This window comes from Natronococcus sp. CG52 (assembly GCF_023913515.1).
GTDB classification, from domain to species: Archaea; Halobacteriota; Halobacteria; order Halobacteriales; family Natrialbaceae; genus Natronococcus; species Natronococcus zhouii.
Genome location: NZ_CP099391.1, coordinates 2766241 through 2784122 on the forward strand (window position 1 = coordinate 2766241; position 17882 = coordinate 2784122).

At 66.5% G+C, this 17882-nt stretch carries 21 protein-coding genes; 10 read left to right on the forward strand and 11 right to left on the reverse strand.

Going from position 1 to position 17882, the window contains the following annotated elements; all coding sequences use genetic code 11:
* Positions 1-7: 7 nt before the first annotated feature.
* The 4 genes from NED97_RS13960 to NED97_RS13975 form a co-directional block, all read right to left on the reverse strand.
* Positions 8-1201: a threonine synthase gene (locus tag NED97_RS13960; RefSeq protein WP_252487628.1), complete on the reverse strand. Its 1194-nt coding sequence runs from the start codon at positions 1199-1201 to the stop codon at positions 8-10.
* Between the two features lie 123 nt (positions 1202-1324).
* Positions 1325-2023, reverse strand: a complete 699-nt coding sequence (locus NED97_RS13965) for a DUF4013 domain-containing protein (protein ID WP_252487629.1) — start codon at positions 2021-2023, stop codon at positions 1325-1327.
* A gap of 234 nt (positions 2024-2257) precedes the next feature.
* Positions 2258-2434, reverse strand: a complete 177-nt coding sequence (locus NED97_RS13970; RefSeq protein WP_076609090.1) for a 50S ribosomal protein L37e — start codon at positions 2432-2434, stop codon at positions 2258-2260.
* The gene (locus NED97_RS13975) at positions 2431-2658 is read right to left on the reverse strand and encodes an LSM domain-containing protein (RefSeq protein ID WP_252487630.1); all 228 of its coding nucleotides are present in this window, start codon (positions 2656-2658) and stop codon (positions 2431-2433) included. Before NED97_RS13975 ends, NED97_RS13970 begins: the two co-directional genes overlap by 4 nt.
* A gap of 125 nt (positions 2659-2783) precedes the next feature.
* Here NED97_RS13975 and NED97_RS13980 point away from each other — a divergent pair, with 125 nt between their 5' ends.
* Both NED97_RS13980 and NED97_RS13985 read left to right on the forward strand, forming a co-directional pair.
* Entirely contained in the window at positions 2784-3092 is a 309-nt protein-coding gene (locus NED97_RS13980; RefSeq protein ID WP_252487631.1) for a hypothetical protein, read from the forward strand.
* A gap of 149 nt (positions 3093-3241) precedes the next feature.
* Positions 3242-4198: a zinc-dependent metalloprotease gene (locus NED97_RS13985; protein ID WP_252487632.1), complete on the forward strand. Its 957-nt coding sequence runs from the start codon at positions 3242-3244 to the stop codon at positions 4196-4198.
* 30 nt (positions 4199-4228) lie between these two features.
* Here the strand turns inward: NED97_RS13985 and NED97_RS13990 are convergent, their stop codons facing one another.
* Both NED97_RS13990 and NED97_RS13995 read right to left on the reverse strand, forming a co-directional pair.
* Positions 4229-4441, reverse strand: coding sequence for a hypothetical protein (locus NED97_RS13990; protein WP_252487633.1), 213 nt, complete (start codon positions 4439-4441; stop codon positions 4229-4231).
* Positions 4438-4857 (reverse strand): nuclear transport factor 2 family protein, encoded by a 420-nt coding sequence (locus tag NED97_RS13995; protein WP_252487634.1) that lies wholly within the window; start codon positions 4855-4857, stop codon positions 4438-4440. The genes NED97_RS13990 and NED97_RS13995 overlap by 4 nt, the downstream gene beginning before the upstream one ends.
* 329 nt (positions 4858-5186) lie before the next feature.
* Here NED97_RS13995 and NED97_RS14000 point away from each other — a divergent pair, with 329 nt between their 5' ends.
* Positions 5187-5972, forward strand: a complete 786-nt coding sequence (locus tag NED97_RS14000; RefSeq protein ID WP_252487635.1) for an SRPBCC family protein — start codon at positions 5187-5189, stop codon at positions 5970-5972.
* A gap of 206 nt (positions 5973-6178) precedes the next feature.
* Here NED97_RS14000 and NED97_RS14005 read toward each other — a convergent pair whose 3' ends face one another.
* Together NED97_RS14005 and NED97_RS14010 are read right to left on the reverse strand one after the other, a co-directional pair.
* Complete coding sequence (locus NED97_RS14005; RefSeq protein ID WP_252487636.1) at positions 6179-6730, reverse strand: hypothetical protein; 552 nt, start codon at positions 6728-6730, stop codon at positions 6179-6181.
* A 77-nt stretch (positions 6731-6807) separates the two neighbouring features.
* Positions 6808-7821, reverse strand: coding sequence for an AI-2E family transporter (locus tag NED97_RS14010; protein WP_252487637.1), 1014 nt, complete (start codon positions 7819-7821; stop codon positions 6808-6810).
* Between the two features lie 169 nt (positions 7822-7990).
* Between NED97_RS14010 and NED97_RS14015 the strand changes: the two genes are divergently transcribed.
* Complete coding sequence (locus tag NED97_RS14015) at positions 7991-8236, forward strand: hypothetical protein (RefSeq protein WP_252487638.1); 246 nt, start codon at positions 7991-7993, stop codon at positions 8234-8236.
* A 14-nt stretch (positions 8237-8250) separates the two neighbouring features.
* On the opposite strand, the gene NED97_RS14020 is transcribed toward NED97_RS14015, so the two are convergent.
* Entirely contained in the window at positions 8251-8784 is a 534-nt protein-coding gene (locus tag NED97_RS14020) for an SPW repeat domain-containing protein (RefSeq protein ID WP_252487639.1), read from the reverse strand.
* Between the two features lie 164 nt (positions 8785-8948).
* Here NED97_RS14020 and NED97_RS14025 point away from each other — a divergent pair, with 164 nt between their 5' ends.
* The 4 genes from NED97_RS14025 (at position 8949) to NED97_RS14040 (ending at position 14089) form a co-directional block, all read left to right on the forward strand.
* Positions 8949-11621: an AAA domain-containing protein gene (locus NED97_RS14025; RefSeq protein ID WP_252487640.1), complete on the forward strand. Its 2673-nt coding sequence runs from the start codon at positions 8949-8951 to the stop codon at positions 11619-11621.
* Between the two features lie 69 nt (positions 11622-11690).
* Entirely contained in the window at positions 11691-12530 is an 840-nt protein-coding gene (locus NED97_RS14030; RefSeq protein ID WP_252487641.1) for a phosphatase PAP2 family protein, read from the forward strand.
* A gap of 61 nt (positions 12531-12591) precedes the next feature.
* Positions 12592-12810, forward strand: a complete 219-nt coding sequence (locus NED97_RS14035; RefSeq protein ID WP_252487642.1) for a hypothetical protein — start codon at positions 12592-12594, stop codon at positions 12808-12810.
* A gap of 58 nt (positions 12811-12868) precedes the next feature.
* Positions 12869-14089, forward strand: coding sequence for a lactate racemase domain-containing protein (locus tag NED97_RS14040; RefSeq protein ID WP_345781206.1), 1221 nt, complete (start codon positions 12869-12871; stop codon positions 14087-14089).
* A 49-nt stretch (positions 14090-14138) separates the two neighbouring features.
* On the opposite strand, the gene NED97_RS14045 is transcribed toward NED97_RS14040, so the two are convergent.
* Complete coding sequence (locus NED97_RS14045) at positions 14139-14336, reverse strand: hypothetical protein (RefSeq protein ID WP_252487644.1); 198 nt, start codon at positions 14334-14336, stop codon at positions 14139-14141.
* 124 nt (positions 14337-14460) lie between these two features.
* Between NED97_RS14045 and NED97_RS14050 the strand changes: the two genes are divergently transcribed.
* A complete protein-coding gene (locus NED97_RS14050; protein ID WP_252487645.1) occupies positions 14461-15615 on the forward strand; it encodes an ion channel in 1155 nt (384 codons plus the stop codon).
* Here the strand turns inward: NED97_RS14050 and NED97_RS14055 are convergent.
* Complete coding sequence (locus NED97_RS14055) at positions 15579-16589, reverse strand: AIR synthase family protein (protein WP_252487646.1); 1011 nt, start codon at positions 16587-16589, stop codon at positions 15579-15581. The two genes, NED97_RS14050 and NED97_RS14055, sit on opposite strands and share 37 nt — an antisense overlap.
* Positions 16590-17035: 446 nt before the next feature.
* Between NED97_RS14055 and NED97_RS14060 the strand changes: the two genes are divergently transcribed.
* A complete protein-coding gene (locus tag NED97_RS14060; protein WP_252487647.1) occupies positions 17036-17866 on the forward strand; it encodes a class I SAM-dependent methyltransferase in 831 nt (276 codons plus the stop codon).
* Positions 17867-17882 lie beyond the last annotated feature (16 nt).

A 17882-nucleotide genomic window follows, 5' to 3' on the forward strand; every position in this document is an offset into this window, starting at 1 on the left:
ACGTGATTCAGATCCCCTGGCTCATCAGGTGGCTGCGGAGCACGTCTGCGTCCTTGTTCCCCGTTCCCGTGTTGACGATGACGATCGTCTCGTCCCCGTCGAACTCGCCGCGTTCGGCCAGTTCCCACGCGCCGCTGGCCGCCGCCGCGCAGGTCGGCGCCATCTCGAGGCCCTCGTGCTGGGCCACCTGGATCGCGGCGTCTAAGATCTCCGAGTCGTCGGTCGCGACGGCACCGCCGTCGGTGTCGCGCAGCGCCTCGAGAATCCACGGGCTCGCGCCGGGATCGGGGATCTCGATGCCGCCGCAGATCGTGTCGGGGGTTTCGACCGGCTCGTGGACGTCGCGGCCCTCCTCGAACGCCTCGACGATGGGCGCACAGCCCGACGCCTGCGCGGCGTAGAAGGCGGGAAGTTCGTCGGTCAGGCCGAGTTCCCGGAACTCCGTCGCGGCCTTGTACATCCCGACGAGGCCGACGCCGCCGCCGGTCGGGTACGAGATCACGTCCGGCACCTCCCACTCGAGCTGTTCGGCGATCTCGTAAAACATCGTCTTCTTGCCCTCGTGGCGGTACGGCGTGACGAACGTCTGGAGGGGGTACCAGTCGTCGTGCTCCGCCAGCCCCTCCTCGAACGCCGCACCGGCCTCGCCGATCCGACCGCCGACCACGTTCATGTCGCCGCCGTGGACGTTCACCATCGCCTTGTTCGTGAACCCGGAGCGAGAGGGAAGGTAGACGTGCGACTCGAGGCCGGCCCGGCCGGCGTAGGCCGCCGCGGCCTGGCCGGCGTTGCCCGCCGAGGCGAGGGCGACGTCGGTCGCGCCGTGCTGGACGGCCGCCGTCACGGCGAGGGTCTGTCCGCGGTCTTTGAACGTCCCCGTCGGATTCCGGCCCTCGTCCTTGATGAGAACGCGCTCGACACCCATCTCGTCGGCCAGTTTGGAGCAGTCGACCAGCGGCGTCGTCCCCTCGTCCATCGTCACCGCGGACTCCCGCGGGAAGGGAAGCAGTTCCTCGTAGCGCCACAGCGAGTCGAACGGCCGCGAGGCGAGCGACTCGCGGTCGAGGTCGACGGCGTCGTAGTCGTAACTCGGGTCGAGAATTCCACCGCAGTCCGGACACCGGTGGCCCTCCGCGTCGGCGTCGACGGTCGATCCGCAGTCGACACACTCGAGGCCGACGAAGGCGGCTGTCGTCTCCATAAAAGAGTGTTCGCGGCCCCGAACTAAGGGTTGTCCATCGGGTGGCGGAGAAACCGTAACCGCCGCGTCGTCGGCCGTCGCACGACTCGAGCGAGCGTTCGACGCGAACGAACCGGTCGCCGACTAGATCGCAGACCGCTCGGGCGACGGCTCTCCGCCGGTCTCGTCGACGGAGACCGGATGGAGGTCCTGCCAGGTGTGTCCGATGACGTAGTACGCCGCGACCAGGGCGTAGAACGCGACGATGGCGCCCAGCACGGTCCCGATGAACGGAATGGCGTTGAGGATCCCCGAGACGAACGATCCGACGACGACGATCCCGACCGCCAGCAACCACCTGGCTGCGTACGTGCCGGTCGAGAGGACGGGGCGAAGCGTCTCGATGTCGAATCCCGCGCCGATACGTCGGTTCTCCGCAAAGTTGGCGAGCGCTGCGGGGGAGACGTACGCGGCCGCGACGAACAGCGCAAGGGTGATCAGTCCGGCGAGGACGAATCCGGCCGCACCGATCGAACCCGGCGTTCCACCGGTGGCGAGCCACATCCCGCCGAACAGTATCCCGCCGACCACCACGGGGACGAGCGAGTACGCGAGGAGGATCACGAACGCCTTTGCTCCCTCGATGGTCAGTTCGCCCCACTCCTCGAAGACCGGAGCCTCGTCGTCGCCGCGTGCGGTCCGGTCCAGCACTCGGACGACGTATCCCCAGACGAGAAAGAGCGGGATCAGCAGGAAGCTAAACAGCAGGAGGACTCCGCCGATGATGCTCGTCTTCCACGCCTCGTCACTGTTTTTCAGGTACTCGATTGATTCGGTTAACATGGTCTCTTCCTCGACCGACTGCCGTTGCTCACGGCTCGATCAAGAGCGTATACGGCTGATAGCTATATAATCGTTTGTCAGCCATAATCGTTTGTCAGCCTCGAGCGCCCGCGAACAGGGACGGTAGCGCAACGATCGGACCGACGGACTGGTTCGAGCGACGGCCCGGTGTCTCAGTGCGCAGTCGCTGCGCTCGGCGTGAAAACAGCGTGTCGTGCGAAGCGCAGAGAGAACTCAGTTGTCGCCGGTCTTCGACTGCCACTCGTAGCCGCGGCGCTTGGCGGACTTGCCGAAGCCGCACGACGAGCAGACCTTCTTTTTCGTGTGGTAGGACTTCTCTCCGCAGCGACGACACTTGGTGTGGGTCGTCTTGTTCTTCTTTCCTTGGCTCGGGGTTCCTGCACCAGTCATGGAGTGATCGAAACGACGTTGTCGCCGCGTATAATCGTTGTGTCTTCGACCGGCGCCTCGTCTTCCACTTCGCGCTCTCTGGCCATCGATACGTCCTCCAGCACGAGATTCATGTGTTGATCGTAGCCGGCGAGATCGCCGACGTACTCGTCGCCACTCTTGAGTCGTACGGTAACGCGTTCGCCGAGCGACGCCTCGAGGACGTCCAGCGGTCGTCCACTCATACGAAACACCGCAAGTGATGCACACTTAATCGTACCGGTCCCGATGCCGTCCGTACCGCTCTTCGACGCGGCCGTCACACCCGTCCAAGCCAAACGGCTAAGTGGACTCTCGTCGATTTCCCCGTATGGGAGAAAAGAAGTTCACGCTCATCGAGTTGCATCTGGACGGCGACACGCAGTTCGGACCCCGAGCTATCGACGACGCGCTTCCGTTCGGCGGGAAGCGCGAGTCCGACGAGCTCGAGGAGGAGTTCGTCGAGGAATCGGGCGAAGAAACCGCGGACGAGGACGACTCCGGCGGCAAGGGCGCCATCGGCGCGCTGCTCGCGCTCGTCTTCCTCGCCGCGATCGGCGTCGCCGTCAAGAAGTACGCCGGCGACGACGAGGAAGAGGAGTTCCCGGAGCAGGAAGAGCCCGACGTCATCGTCAACTGAGACGATCGACCGGGCCGGGTCGCGTGCCGATCACTCATCACGGCCGTCGACGCCGATAACGGCCGAGACGTCACGCTCGACTTCGTACCGACCGTTACGACCAGATGGCGAGCCGAACGCTTTTGCGTTCGCCACTCGTACCGATACGTGTGAATCTCTACCGTAGCGCCCGCGCAGTCGCCCGAGCGTCCGGCGATAGCGTGATCGACTGGCAGTCGGCTGCCGAGGGTGCCAAGGCGGCGACCGATCCCGGCTCCCTCGACCTCGAGCCCGACGAGCGCGAGGCCTACGCTCGCGACGTCCGGGACGCTCGAGCGGCCGTCCGATCGGTCTCCGGTGCCGACTTCGACGTCCCCGAGACGATCGAGATCCAGAACCGCCACCACTGGATCGACGCCAACGTGGAGACGTTCGAACGGGTCATGGGCGCCCTGGAGACCCATACCGGGACGTTTCCCGGCGTCGCACGGACGATCAACACGGGGACGATGACGGTCCTGCTCTCGTTTCTCGGACGGAACGTCCTCGGGCAGTACGATCCGCTCTTACTCGCCGAGATGCCCGAAAACGACCACGCGCTGTACTTCGTCCGACCGAACATCCTCAGAGCCGCCGAAGCGCTCGACGTCGATGCCGACCGGTTCCGCCGCTGGATCGCCTTCCACGAGGTGACCCACGCCGCCGAGTTCGGCGCGGCCCCGTGGCTCTCGACGCACCTCGAGAACCGGATGCAGGACGGGATCGCCGACCTCTCGGCGGGATCGTTCAACAAGGAGGCGTTCCGCGAACTCGACGCGGCGATGACCGTCGTCGAGGGGTACGCGGAACTCCTGATGGACCACGCCTTCGACGACGAGTACGAGGACCTCCGCCGGAAGCTCGACGCTCGACGCCAGGGTCGCGGCCCGCTTCAGAAGCTGTTCCGGCGCCTGCTGGGACTCGGTCTCAAGGAGCGCCAGTACGAACGCGGGAAGAACTTCTTCGAGCACGTCGTCGCGGTGCGGGATCTCGAGACGGCGAGTCGGGTCTGGGACCACCCCGACAACCTCCCGACGCACGAGGAACTCGACACGCCGGGGCTGTGGATTCGACGTCTCGAGCGCTGAATCGGACGAATCGCTGCGGTAACGAGCGCGCTATTCCAGAATCCAGTACAGGTACCAGAGCAGTCCGCCGCCAGCGACGAGCCCGCCGAGGGTCGCCAGCCCGATCTCCGCGAGCGACGCGCCGCCCTGAAGCGCGATCAGTCCGCCCGAGAAACCGACGAGCAACACGAACGCGATCGCGAGACGGGCCGACGGCGTCGTCAACACACTGGCTCGCGAGGAACGGCGGGGTCCGCGGCTCATAGCTCGGCGGCCGTGCTGACGTGCATCGTCCGGAACAGCCACGCCGGATCGTCGGACTGTCCCGCACTCGAGTCACCGTTCGGCGTCCCGCGGCGAACCAGCGTTCCGCTCCAGCGCGTCTCGAAACGTCGCTCCGTGCCGTCTTCGGCGTCGGTCCAGGCCATCGTCACCTCGTCGGCGAACGTGGCGTACTCGCCGCCCTCCGCGACCGTGAGGCGGTCGCTCTCGACGGTCCAGTCCTCGGTCGTTTCGGTCTGGCTCCGGAGCGCATCCGCGACGGCGTCGTAGCCGAACAGGGCCTCGCTGATGCCGAACTTGACGGTGGACGCGTCCTCGAGGAAATACCGCTCGAGCGGCTCGCCCCGGCGGAGCGCGTCGTAGTAGTCCTCGACGACGGCCTCGGCAGTGTCACTCATTCCTAGCCTGATCTCTCGAAGCCCGTTCCCAAAGGCTCACCGGACGCAGACGCAGGTCCTTCCGACCGGCAGTCTGTGGCCCGGGTTCCGTCCGCGGGCGACGACTGTCACGCGCTCGAGAAGCGTTGCAGTTGCAGCCCAAACATCCAATGAAGCAGTTGTCCGGATTACGTATCGGGGCTGTTACACATGCCAGGGAACGCCGCCGGTTTTCGGAGAGTACGTAACGTATCGATCGCCACCGCCGCCGATCGCGAGGACCGGAGCTGCGGTGTCGAACGCACGGTCCGCTCCGGTGTGGACCCCACAATCGCCACCGGATCCGAGCCATGACCGCGGACTCCACGAAGCACTCGACCGACGAGCGGTCGGAAGCAGAGCGCGTACCGACCGACGGGCGCTCGAGAACGAACGTCAATCGATGGGAACGAGCGGCGTCCGCGGCGATCGGCGGCGCACTCCTCGTGCGCGGTCTCAGACGCCGCTCGCTCGGCGGCGCGGTATCGGCAGCCGCCGGAGCCGGGCTGTTGTATCGCGGTGCGCGCGGCCACAGCCGCCTCTATCGGGCCCTCGAGATCACTACCGCAGACGGCCGCGCGGAACTGGACGCCGGCGCGACGGCCGGCGAACCGACGGTGAAGCGCTCGATCACGGTCGGCCGGCCGGCCGACGAACTCGACAAGTTCTGGCGCGAACCGAAGCAATTGAGCCGTATCCTCGGCGAGTTCGCTGCGGTGTCCGGTGTCAGTGAGAACAGTTATCAGTGGCACGTTCGCGGTCCGCTCGATCGGCGCGTCGAGTGGCAGACTCGGACCGTCGAGGACCGGCCCGGCGAACTCCTGCGGTGGGAATCACTCGACGGCGCGGTGGTCCCGCACGAGGTGACGATCCGGTTTCAGCCGGCGCCCGGCGATCGGGGGACGAAAGTCACGCTCGAGGTCCAGTACGATCCGCCGGGTGGCTCGCTGGGTAACGCGGCGATGGACCGCCTCGGCGTCGTCCCCGAGACGGTCGCCAGGGAGGTGCTCCACCGGTTCAAGAGCCTCGCCGAGACCGGCGAGATTCCGACGATCGAGCGGAACCCGTCCGCTCGCGGCAGGGGAGATCTGGTCTGAGAGCGCCCTGCTGACGCGAGTCGACGACCTGTGCGTAAGTACCCTCCCGGAACCGCAGGTCGTCGAACTCGAGCGGGAAGCCAGTCTCGATGAGGACCGCGTGGTCGCCCCTCGACCATCGGCTGGGGGCACGGTGGCCGCTACCGGGTGGTTGCTGGTCGCGCTGTGAGATCACGAGCCGAACGAGTACGGGGTCGACGCCCGTTTTACATGAAGCCCCGATCGACCTCGTCGGTCTCGATCAGGTCGTCGAGTTCCGCGTTCAGCAGTTCCTCGGCTTCCTCGAACTGCTCGGAGAGGTCTTCGAGTTCTTCGGGTCGGTCGTACTGGTCGTACTCCATCGGCCCGAACGCGGGGCTCTCGACGGCCTCCATCACGTCGTCGAAGAGATCCTGCGGCCGGGTCGGCGCGTCAGAGTGCGTCTCGAGTACCGTCTCGAGGCGCTTCGAGACGGTCTCGGCGTGGTCCTCGTCCTCGGGTGGGGACTGGACCGCAAAGCGACCGCCGGAGTCGCGTTCCGGCATGAACGAGCCGATCTCGTCGTCGAGGCTGCGGGCGACTTTCGTGCCGACGCCGCGAACCTCGAACGGGTTCTTCGCGTAGGTCTTGAGGAAGAAGACGCCCGCCCGAGGGTGTCCGAGGTACATGTCCTCACCGACTCCGCCGGCGCGGTCGCCCGCGACCGCGCGCCAGTCGTCCGGGTCCACGTCCCGTTCGGTAACGTCCTCGAGGATGTCCTGCCACTCGCGAATCCGCATAGGTGAGGGTTGTCCCGCGGACAGAATGAACGTATCGATTGGAACGAACGCCCCAGAAACCGACGTGATCGGCGTCGCTACCACTCGCCGGCCGGCTCGAGGTCGTCGTAGTGTTCGTTGAACGTCTCGAGGATTACTTTGAACGCCCCGACGATGACCGGACCGAAGAACAGCCCCATGAACCCCATGAAGTACATGCCGCCGATGACGCCGACGATGATGATGCTCGGATTCACGTCCGCGCGACCGACGATCAGCGGTCGAAGGAACTCGTCGGAGGTACCCACGACGACCGCTCCGTAGACGACCAGCGCGACGGCAGCGACGGTCGATCCGGTGGCGGCTAACCATACCGCAGCCGGTGCCCAGACCGCGAACGAGCCGATCAGCGGGATTAGCGAGAGCAGGATCATCACGAACGTCCAGAAGACGACGTTCGGAACGCCCGTCGCCAGCAGGCCGAGTCCGGCGAGGACCCCCTGGATAACCGCTACGGCGACGTGGCCGACCAGTACCGCCCACGTTAGTCTGTCCAGTTCCGAAAAGAGCGTCTCCTGGACCTGCCGGGGAAGCGGGATAATTTCACGGGTCCAGACGAACAGGCGATCGCCGTCTTTCAGCAGGAAGAAGAGGAGAAACGCCGCCAGTCCGATCCCGATCAGCGCGTGGACGATCCCGCTAAAGATGTCGGGTGCGCCGCCCAGCAGTCCCTCGGCGGCGGTCCGAGCGCCGTCGGTCGCCGTGTCGGCGATGTTTACGTTCTGCCCCGTGCGTTCGCTGATCGCCGTCTCGATGCGACCGACGCCAGGCCCGCCGCTCTGGAGGTTCTGGGCGAACCGCGCTACGTCGGTCGCGATCAATCCGATCATCGCCACGAACGGGACGATGATCGCCAGCGTCGCCCCGATTACCAGCGAGAGCGACGAGAGCGACGCGCCGATTCGCGGCTCGAGGCGCTTCTGGAGCGGGTAGAGGACGTACGCCAGGAGCACGGCGAGCAACACGTACTGGAGGAACGGCCACACGAGCGCGAGCGTCAGCAGGGACGAGATCACGACGAGCAGGAGGTAAAATCCCTTGCTAACGTTCATCGGATCTTCAACTCCTGATCGATCATGCTGCACGTATCGTACCCCCGCCCAAAAGTACGCGGCCGGCAGAGTGCGCCGGTGGCGTGTCGGCTACGGACCTCGTAACGTCGTAGCCGAACCGAAAGGAATACGATAGCTGACTCGACAGGGAGAGTAACGTCGCTTGATTATGGCCGTCCGACGACCCGCCTTTCTCGTGGAACTGTTTCGTGCCGCACCGGCGAAAAGTACGCTGCTCGCGGTCGGACCGCTCGTTCTGGCGGCGGGACAGCTCGCAAACGGGTACGTCAACGGCGTTTCGCCGATCGTTTCGATCGGCTTCGCGGTCGCGATGGTCGCGTTCGCGGCCGTCGCGACGGATCATCACGCCGCCGAACACCGGCGGCGGCGACTCGAGGCCGAGATCGAACCGTAGCTACTCCGGTAGTCTCAGGGCGTCCCCGGTTCGGGCTCGGTCGCGACCGAACGGGCTTCTCGAGCCTCGTAGGCGTTGTACCCCGCCAGTCCCGCGATGAGCATCCCGGAGACGAGCGTGCTCCAGAAGCCGTTGACCATCTCGAGCAGCGCCGGGGCGATGATCAGCCAGATGCCGAGCAGCGCGACCAGCGAGGCGACGCCGACGCTGAGCGGGGCGTCGTTCACCAGACGATAGTAGTTGTAGGTGCCAGCGACGAAGACGACGCTTCCGACGAGGACGTTGTTCCAGAACGAAGCCGCCCCGAAGTCGTAGACGAGCACGGAGAGTGCGACCCAGGCCCCGATCGCGGCGATGATCACGCTGATGAACGGCGTGTTCCGCCGGCGCTCCTCGTTCGCGACCTGCGTGGAGTCGTCGCGCGGATCGCGCCCGCGGTCGCCCCGGTCACCGACGCCGGTTCCCGAGTCGGTTTCGGTGGGTGTTCGACCCTCGGTCACGTCGGGTTCCGAATCAGTGCGACGGTCGCCACTGGTAGGGTCACTCATAGCAGTTCCCGGTTCGCCACGAAGTTCCAAAAGGGCCGCGGCCGTTCCGCTGACAAAACTGTTGACGCCGGAGGAAACGCGGGATTACCCGCGAAACCGCGGCGGCAATCCCGGGCTGGTCCGCGACCGATAGCGTTTTTGATGCCTCGGCCCTGACGATAGCCGTGGACGTACGCGGAACGGTCGCCGACGAGGTCGAGGTTCGGTCGGTATCGACGAGCTACGGCGAGAGCCAGCTCGCCGAGGTGCCGCTGGTGCTCGCGGACGATCACGAGCCCACGACGGTCGTCTGCTGGAACAAGTGGACCGAGTCGGCCGAACTGCTCGAGCCCGGCACGGAGCTGCTGGTCACCGACGCCGAGCGAGAGGAGTACCAGGGCGAGACCCAGTACAAGACGACGGGGGAGTCCTACGTGGTCGTCGAACCGAGCTTCCTCGTGAACGTGACGGCGATCCGGAACTGGACGGAGTGTCCCCGACTTTACTACCTGAACAAGCTCTCCGGCGTGCCGCTGAACTACCCGGTCGTCAAGGGGACCCTCGTTCACGAGGTGTTCGGCGACCTCCTGCGCGGCCGCGACCTCGAGGATTCCATCGAGGCCCGCGTCGACGAGCGCGGTCTTCAGCTCGGTCTGCTCGGCGAGTCACCCGACGCCGTCGCCGAGGACGTCCGGGAGAACGCCGCGGCCATCGAGGGCTGGCTCGAGCAGGGTCGCCTGACGGAGGAAGACAGCTGGCGGTCGGAACAGCTCATTATCAGCGAAACCTTCGGGATCCGCGGCCGGGCCGACGCCGTTCGCCGCGGCTCGCCGGTGGAGCTCAAAACGGGGAAGAACCTCAAGAAGGAACCTCGGTTCAAGGACAAGGTCCAGGCCGCCTGCTACGCGCTCCTGCTCGAGGAACACGGCGGCGACGTCGATATCGGGACCCTGCTCTACACCAAGAACTCGGCGCTCGACCGCAACGAGGAGACCGGCGACCTCACCCCGGCGAAGGAGTTCACGATGGGCGACGGCCTCCTGAAGTACGTCGTTCGGCTGCGCAACGAGATCGCGGCGGCCGAGATGGCCGGCGACGTGCCGACCGGCTACGAGGGCAACGCGAAGTGCGAGTACTGCTTCGAACAGGACACCTGCATGGTCGTCTCGGGTCGGCTCGACCAGGAGTCGAAGGCCGGCCAGATCGGCCAGCCCCTTCCCGCCGAGGAGCGGGAGTTCTTCGAGCGGTTCTCCCGCGCGATCGAGGAAGAGCGACGGGAGGTTCACCGCGAGTACGCCAAACTCTGGGAGCAGGACGCTCAGGAGCGGGCCGACGACGACCGCGCGATGATCGACCTCGAGTTCGAGGAGAAACGCGAACTCGAGGAGGGACGGTGGGAGCTCGCGGCGCGTCGAACGAACGGTGCAGCCTCGAAGCTCCGCGAGGGCGATCTGGTGCTCGCGAGCGACGGGCATCCGGTTCGCGGACAGTCCGAACTGGCGCGAATCGAGCGGTTAGACGAGAATCGAGTCGTCCTGACGGCCGACGAGGCCGTCGAAGTAACTCGACTGGACGTCTACCCCTCGGAGCTGACGACCGACCGACTGCTCGTCGCGCTCCACGACATGCTCCTGAAGGGCGACGAGCGGCGCAAGGACGTGCTGTTCGACCGAGCCGAGCCGGAATTCGAAACGATCGACGAGACGTTCATCGACAACAATACGGCCCAGAACGAGGCCGTCACGATGGCGGTTGGCGCGGAAGACTGCGCGCTGATCCACGGCCCGCCGGGCACGGGCAAGACCTACACGATCGCTCGCGCCATCCGCGCGATGGTCGAACGCGGCGAGCGCGTGCTGCTGTCGGCCTTCACCAACCGGGCGGTCGACAACGCCCTGGAGGCCCTGCTCGAGCAGCTCGAAGACGTCGTCGATGATGACCGGATCGTCCGCGTCGGCTCCGAGAGCGGCGTTCGCGAGGATATGGAGCCCTACCGACTCGAGCGGGCGGGCGATCCCGAGGAGCGGGTCGCCGAACTGCAAAACGCGCAGGTCGTCGCCGCGACGACCGCCACCTGCGGGTCGCGAATCATGAAGGAGCAGTCCTTCGACGCCGCGCTGGTCGACGAGGCGGCCCAGCTCACGGAGCCCGGAACCTTCGCGGCGATCAACCTCGCCGAGCGGTTCGTCCTCGTCGGCGACCACGAACAGTTACCGCCCGTCGTGCGAGCCGAAAACGACCTCACCGAGTCGCTGTTCGAGCGACTCGTCGAGCTCCACCCGGACGCGGGCGTGATGCTCGACCGCCAGTACCGGATGAACCAGCGGATCCAGTTCTTTTCCTCGCGGGAGTTCTACGACGGAACGCTCCGCCCCGCGACCACCGAGGTCGCCGGCCGGACGCTGGACGACCTCGAGGGCGTCTCTCGAGACGCCCTTCCCGAGAACCTGCGGGATCCGGTCGCGTTCCTCCACGTCGAAGGGGACGGCGGTCGGTACACCGACGGCGAGGAGGCGGCCCGCATCGCCGAACTGATCGACGTCTACGAGGCCGCCGGCGTCGATCGCTCGACGATCGGCGTCATCGCCCCCTTCCGCGCCCAGGTCTCGGAGATCTCGAGTCACGTCCCCGAGGACGTCGCGGTCGACACGGTCGACCGCTTCCAGGGCTCGAGCAAGGAGGTTATCGTCGTCTCCTTTACCGCGACGGGAAGCCTCGAGGGACCCATCTTCGAGGACTACCGCCGGATCAACGTCGCGCTCACCCGACCCAAACGCGCGCTGGTGCTCGTCGGCGATAGCCAGGCGCTCGGCTCCGATCCCGTCTACGGACGGATGCTCGAGTGGGCGGCTCAGTGACGACCCTTCGTCGACCCCGCGCCGTTCTAACAGCAACGTTTACTATTCGGAATTAGAGAGTATCCCGGGATGCGACTCGAGGCCGAAAGCGAAACGATTCGAGAGAGCGTTCCGGCGGAGTACGCCGACCTCGCGGTACTGGTCACGGAACTCGGCGGGACGACCGTCCTTATGTTCCTCCTGGCGATCCTGTTCTGGCTCTCGAGTCGACGGCGAAGCGCGCTCGTGATCGCGTACGCCCTCGTCGGCTTCTCGCTGTTGCTCGCGACCAAGGCCGCGCTCGGGATGCCTCGCCCGCCGGAGGAGGTCTTTCTGAAACCGCTCAGCACCGACGAGTACGGCTTTCCGAGCGGCCACGCGTTCGCCGCCGTCGTCGTTTACGGCGGCCTCCTCTCGGCGTACGACCGCGTCCGGGACTATCGGGCGCTCGTCGCCGTCGGAACGCTGATCGTACTGATTTCGCTCTCGAGAGTCGTCCTCGGCGTTCACTACCTCGGCGACGTGATCGTCGGAGTCGGCCTCGGGATCGTCTTCCTCGCCGGGATGGATCCGGTGACTCGCGGCGAGCCGAGACGGGCGTTCGCGGTCGCGGTCGTCCTCTCGGTTCCGGCGGCGTTCGTCGTCGGGCCGTCGGCCGACGCACTGCTCGGCCTCGGCGGGTCGATCGGCGGATTCCTCGCATCGGCTCGAGTGGACGACCTCCCTCCGGTTCGCTCGAGAGCCGAGGGGGCCGTCCTCGTCCTCGCCGGAAGCGGCTTCATCGCCGTGGTGCTGGCGATCGAATCGGTCGTCGTAACGACCGAAGCGCTGGCCGCACCCCGCTACGCGCTTCTTCTCGCCGGAACCTTACTCGTCCCTGCCGTAGTCGGCCGGTTCGAGTTCGGCGGACGCGACACCGACGCGTTCTGAGCCGGTCCGTCCCGAATCGCAATCGCGTACCGTTATATGTCGTCGCCCGCAAGATCGGCTTATGTCGCAGGACGTTCCGGTGAAGACCACGGATCTACTCGTCCTCGTCGTCGTCTCGCTACTGGGCGGCCTCGTACTCGCGACCTGGACGCTGTCGCCGAGACTCGCGCCGGATTTCGCCGTCTCCATCCTCGCCGGAACCGTGACGCTGGCGTTTTTCCTGTTCATTCCGGTGATGGGCGTACGGCTGTTCCTGGACGAGCGAAACGAGAATCGGTGAGATCGACGCCGGTCGAAGAACCACCGCCGCTTTTTACGGCTCCGATCGAATGCCGCTCGTGAACGTTCCACTGGGTTCCGGAACGATCGACGTACGACTCCCCGACTGCGAGGTGACGGTCGCCGATCCACCGGGTGGCGACTCCGTCGACGTTCGCGCGGCCGCCGAGCGGGCGCTCGAGGTCCCCCTCGGCCCGCCGCTTTCGTCCCGCGTCGATCCGGACGGCGAGGTTGCAATCGTCGTGACCGACGTGACGCGCAAGGCGCCGGACGACGTGTTACTCGACGTGCTACTCGAGCGCCTCACCGAACTCGGCGTCGCCCGCGATCGGATCACGGTCGTCATCGGGCTCGGTCTTCACCGGCCGATGACCGACGACGAGATCGCGTCGATGCTCGGACTCCACGCCGATCTGGCGGTGAATCACGATCCGGAGTCGGTCCGCGAGGTCGGGACGGTTGAGGGCGTCCCCGTCGAGATCGGCGACCCGGTCGCCGACGCCGAGACGGTCCTCTCGACGGGCGTCGTCGAACCCCACCAGTACGCCGGCTTCAGCGGCGGCGCGAAGACGGTCGTGATCGGCGCGGGCAGCGAGTCGCTGATCCGCTACACGCACGGTCCCGAGATGCTCGCCCGCGAGGAGGTCCGACTCGGCCGCGTCGAGGGGAACCCGTTCCGCGAGACGCTGGACGAAGCCGGCGATCTGGTCGGCGTCGACTTCTCGCTCAATCTCGCTCACGGTCCGAGGGGCGCGCTCGGCGTCCGCGCCGGGGAGGGACGACGGGTCGTCCGCGAACTCGCGGCGGTAGCCCGAGACGCCCTCTCGGTACCAATCAAGCGCGAGTTCGACGCCGTCGTCTGCGGCGTCGGCGCGCCGAAGGATGCGAACCTCTACCAGGCGACCCGCGGCGCGACCTACGTAGCGCTGGGCGATCGAAATCCCCTGAAACAGTCCGGCCGACTCGTCGTCCCCGCCGCGCTTTCCGAGGGTGCAGGCGAGGGGACCGGCGAACGGCGGTTCCACCGCCGACTCCGGGAGGCCGACGACGCCGAGTCGCTGTACCGGGAGATGTGCGACGGGTACGAGCCCGGCGCACAGCGGGCGTTCGTCGTCGCGCGCGTCCTTCGGGAGCACGAACTCGCCGTGACGAACAGTCGGGCCCCCGAGATCGTTGCGGAGTGTCTGATGCGCGCCGAGCGCGACGTCTCGGACGCTATCGAACCCGGCAGCGACGTGCTGGTCGTTCCCGACGCGCTGAACACGCTGCTCGTCGAGTGAACGGCGACGGCGCCGCCCCTCTCGCTATCGAATCGAGGTGTGGACCGGGCTAGGTCGACGAGTAGTTCACTTTCCCTTCCTCTTCGCTCATCCGGATCCAGTACAGCCGGGTGTACGGCAGGTGGATGTAACTCGCGTCCTCGAGTTTGATCCGGATACCCTGGACCTTTCCCGAGTCGGTAATGTTGTCGGCGCTTATCGTTTCCTCGGCCGTTCCGTCCGGACCCTCGTACGCGACTTTCGCCATGGTGCTAGCTGCACGCCTCGGTCAATAAGTGCCAACCACGCGCACTCAGACTTCCGACGCGGACGAACAACGCGGTAGCGGGACGCGGCGAGGATTTACCGCCGACGGCGTGGTTTGGACCGTTATGCTCGAGCGCCTTCCCAGCTACCGGCCGGGCGGCCGCGTCGCCGTCTGGATCGTCGTCGCGGTCGCCATCGCGTCCATCGTAACGGGCGTCGTCGCCATCCTCACCGAACCGGCCCTCGAGACCGCGGGGCCGCTCGGAGCTCTCCAGACAGCGGCGGAGTTCAGCGGGACGGTCGTCGGCTTCGCACTGCTCGTCACCGCGTGGGGTATGCACCGCGGCTACCGGATCGCGTACATCACCGCGGCGGCGTTCGTCTTCCTCGCGGCCGCTCACGGGGTCATCCAGTACCGCCTCTTCTCGGTGCCGCTGGTCGTCCTCTCGATCGGCGGACTCGTTGTCCTCGTACTCACCAGCGAGCGGTTCACGCGCTCGAGCGCCCTCGACTCGACCCAGCTCGGCGCGCTCGTGGCCATCGTCGGCGTCTTCTGTTACGGCACCGCCGGCGCGTACACCCTCCGGGCCCAGTTCGACGAACTCGACACCGTCATCGACGCGGTCTACTTCACGCTCGTCACCGCGAGTACGGTCGGCTACGGCGACATCCACCCGCTGACCGAGACCGCACGCCTGTTCGCCATCAGCCTGGTCGTACTCGGGCCGATCACCGTCGGCGTGGCCGTCGGCAGTCTGTTCGGTCCGGCCCTCGAGAACCGACTGGCCCGAACCGGTCGGCGGGCAACGAGTCACCACTCGCGATCCGACGGAGTCGAGGGCGGACGAATCGCCGTACTCGGCTCCGACCAGTGGACCGCTGGACTCGCCGAAGCGCTCTCCGGGCAGATCCCCGTCACCGTCGTGACGACCGAGGAGGGCACAGCGCAACGGCTTCCCGACGCCGTCGAGATCGTCGTCGGCGATCCAACCGATACGCGCGTTCTCGGGCGGGCAGAGGTCGACGCCTGTGATGCAGTTCTCGTCACGACGGCCGAAGAACTGGACGCGACGGACGCGTCGCTCGCCGCGCGAGCCGTCACTGACGCTCGAATCGTGATGATTGCGGATCGAGACGCGAACGAGCCGGTCGAGGACGGCGAGGCGGACGCGGTCGTCGATCCCGAGGCGGTCGTGGTCGACGCCGTCGTTCGGGCGGCGCTCGGATCGGACGAATCGGCCGATCAGTCGCCGTCGTCGGCGGCTTCCCAGAGGGGATAGAGATCGTCCCGAATCGGTTCGACGATCGTCTCACTGCCGAGTTCGAGTGCGGGCTCGCCCGCCGTTTCCGAGGCCCGTGGCGCCTCGCCGACCGTCCCGATCTCGGCGGCGTCGAGCCCGCCGGCCTCGAGCGCCTCGAGACAGTCGTCGATTGCATCCTCGGGAACGGTCGCGAGCAACGCACCCGAGCCGAAGATCCGGAGCGGATCGACACCAGCAGCCTCGCACAGCGTCTCCGTTTCCGGGCGAACCGGAACCGCCTCCCGGTCGACCTCGAGTCGAACGTCCGACGCCCGTGCGAGTTCGAACAAGCCGGCCGCGACGCCGCCCTCCGTAGGGTCGTGCATCGCCGTCGCGTGCTCGCGGAGGACGCGACCGTCGGGGACGACGCTGATCTCCTCGAGGAACGCCGCCGCGCGATCCTGGACCTCGGGATCGACGTCGAACTCGTCGCCGAAGTCGGCCGCGAGGATGGCCGTCCCCTCGATTCCCGCCGCCTTCGTGAGGACGACCCTGTCGCCGGGCTCGGCGCCGCCGGTCGGGACGAACGCGTTCGTCGATCCCATCGCGGTCAGCGAGACGAGCGGGCGCTCGAGCTGATCGACGTACTCCGAGTGACCGCCGACGATCGACGCGCCGATCTCGCGGGCGGCCGCGTCGATATCCTCGGTGATCGTCTCGAGGCGCGCGCTCCGATCCGGGAGCAGGATGACGGCGGTGAGCCAGCGAGGATCGGCACCGGAGGCGGCGACGTCGTTGCAGGCGACGTGCACGCCGAGCCGTCCGACCTGCGAGGCCGCGAGCGAGATCGGATCGGAGCTGACGACGAGCGTTCCCTCGCCGTCGGGCCACGCGATCGCCGCGGCGTCCTCGCCGTCCGCGGGCCCCTGAATCACCGACTCGTCCGCGTTCGCGGTCCCCGTTCGGCCGAACACGTGCGCGAGCAACTCCTCCGGCGGCACCTTTCCGGGCATACAACGAACTGTGTCGATACGCGGCTTGTAGCTGTCGGCAGCGCTCGAGGTCGGGACCGTCTCGGGAGACGTAGCGCTCGGTAGGTCGCGGTATCGGACGGTACCCCCGTACCTGTCTCGTTGAACCCCCCTTCTTCAGAGATAGTTCGTCTGAAACAGCCGTTACGTGCGGATGCGTACTGGACGCCGAGTTCTCGTCGGGCAAAGATAATGTTCAGCGAGCGGTACTGAACGGAGGGTGCACATTCGGCACGGGGTTTCCTCGAAGCTGGGTCGGCTACTTTGGTCGATAAAGGGGAGGATGTGGCATTCCGGGCGGTGATTTTCCCGGTATTTGTCGAGAACGACGTGCTGAATTCACGCCTTTTCCTCTTTATACATGACTGTTGTTGTGTTAGTGATTTCAGGAGTCGCCTTCATCCCCCCGGGACTCGTAATTAAGAACGATGACCACTCAGCAACAACAGCAAGCACAAGAAGCGTGGGACGCGATCGCGGCGGGCTACGACGAGTTCGTCACCCCCACACACGCGGACGTTTCGAAGGCGGCCCTGGACGCAGCAGGCCTTCAACCGGGAATGCGGTTCCTGGACGTGGCGGCAGGCACCGGCTCCCTCAGCCACTCCGCGGCCCGCCTCGGCGCGGAGGTGGTAGCGACGGACATCTCTCCCGCTATGGTTGAGCACCTTGAAGCGCGCACAAAGGAGGGAGGCTTCTCCAATGTAGAGGCGCGGGTCATGGACGGCCACGCTCTCGAACTGGAAAACGACGCCTTCGACGTCTCCGGCTCGCAGTACGGGGTCATGCTCTTTCCGGACCTCCCTCGGGCGCTCGAGGAGATGGTCCGCGTTACCAGGCCCGGAGGCCGCATCTTCATTGTCGTGTTCGGCGACCCGAAGGAGGTGGAGTTCCTCGAGTTCTTCATGCGCGCCATGCGCGCTGTCGTCCCCGGCTTCGAAGGGCTCCCGTTGGACCCCACGCCGCTTCCGTTTCAGGTTGCGGATCCCCGGAAGCTGCGCCAACGGCTCCGGGAGGCGGGACTGGAAGAGGTGCACGTAGAAACGGTCACCGAGGAGCTAGAGTTCTACTCCGGGCGACAGCTGTGGGACTGGCTCATGAACAGCAACCCCATCTCGGGGATGCTGGTGACCGAAACCACCGACGAGCAGCGGATGGCTGCCCGGAAGGCGTTGGACGAGATGCTCCGCAAGCGCGCCGGGGGGAGCGGTCCCGCCGTTCTCACCAACCCGGTACACATCGGTATCGGAACGAAGTGATGGATCGATCCGCTAT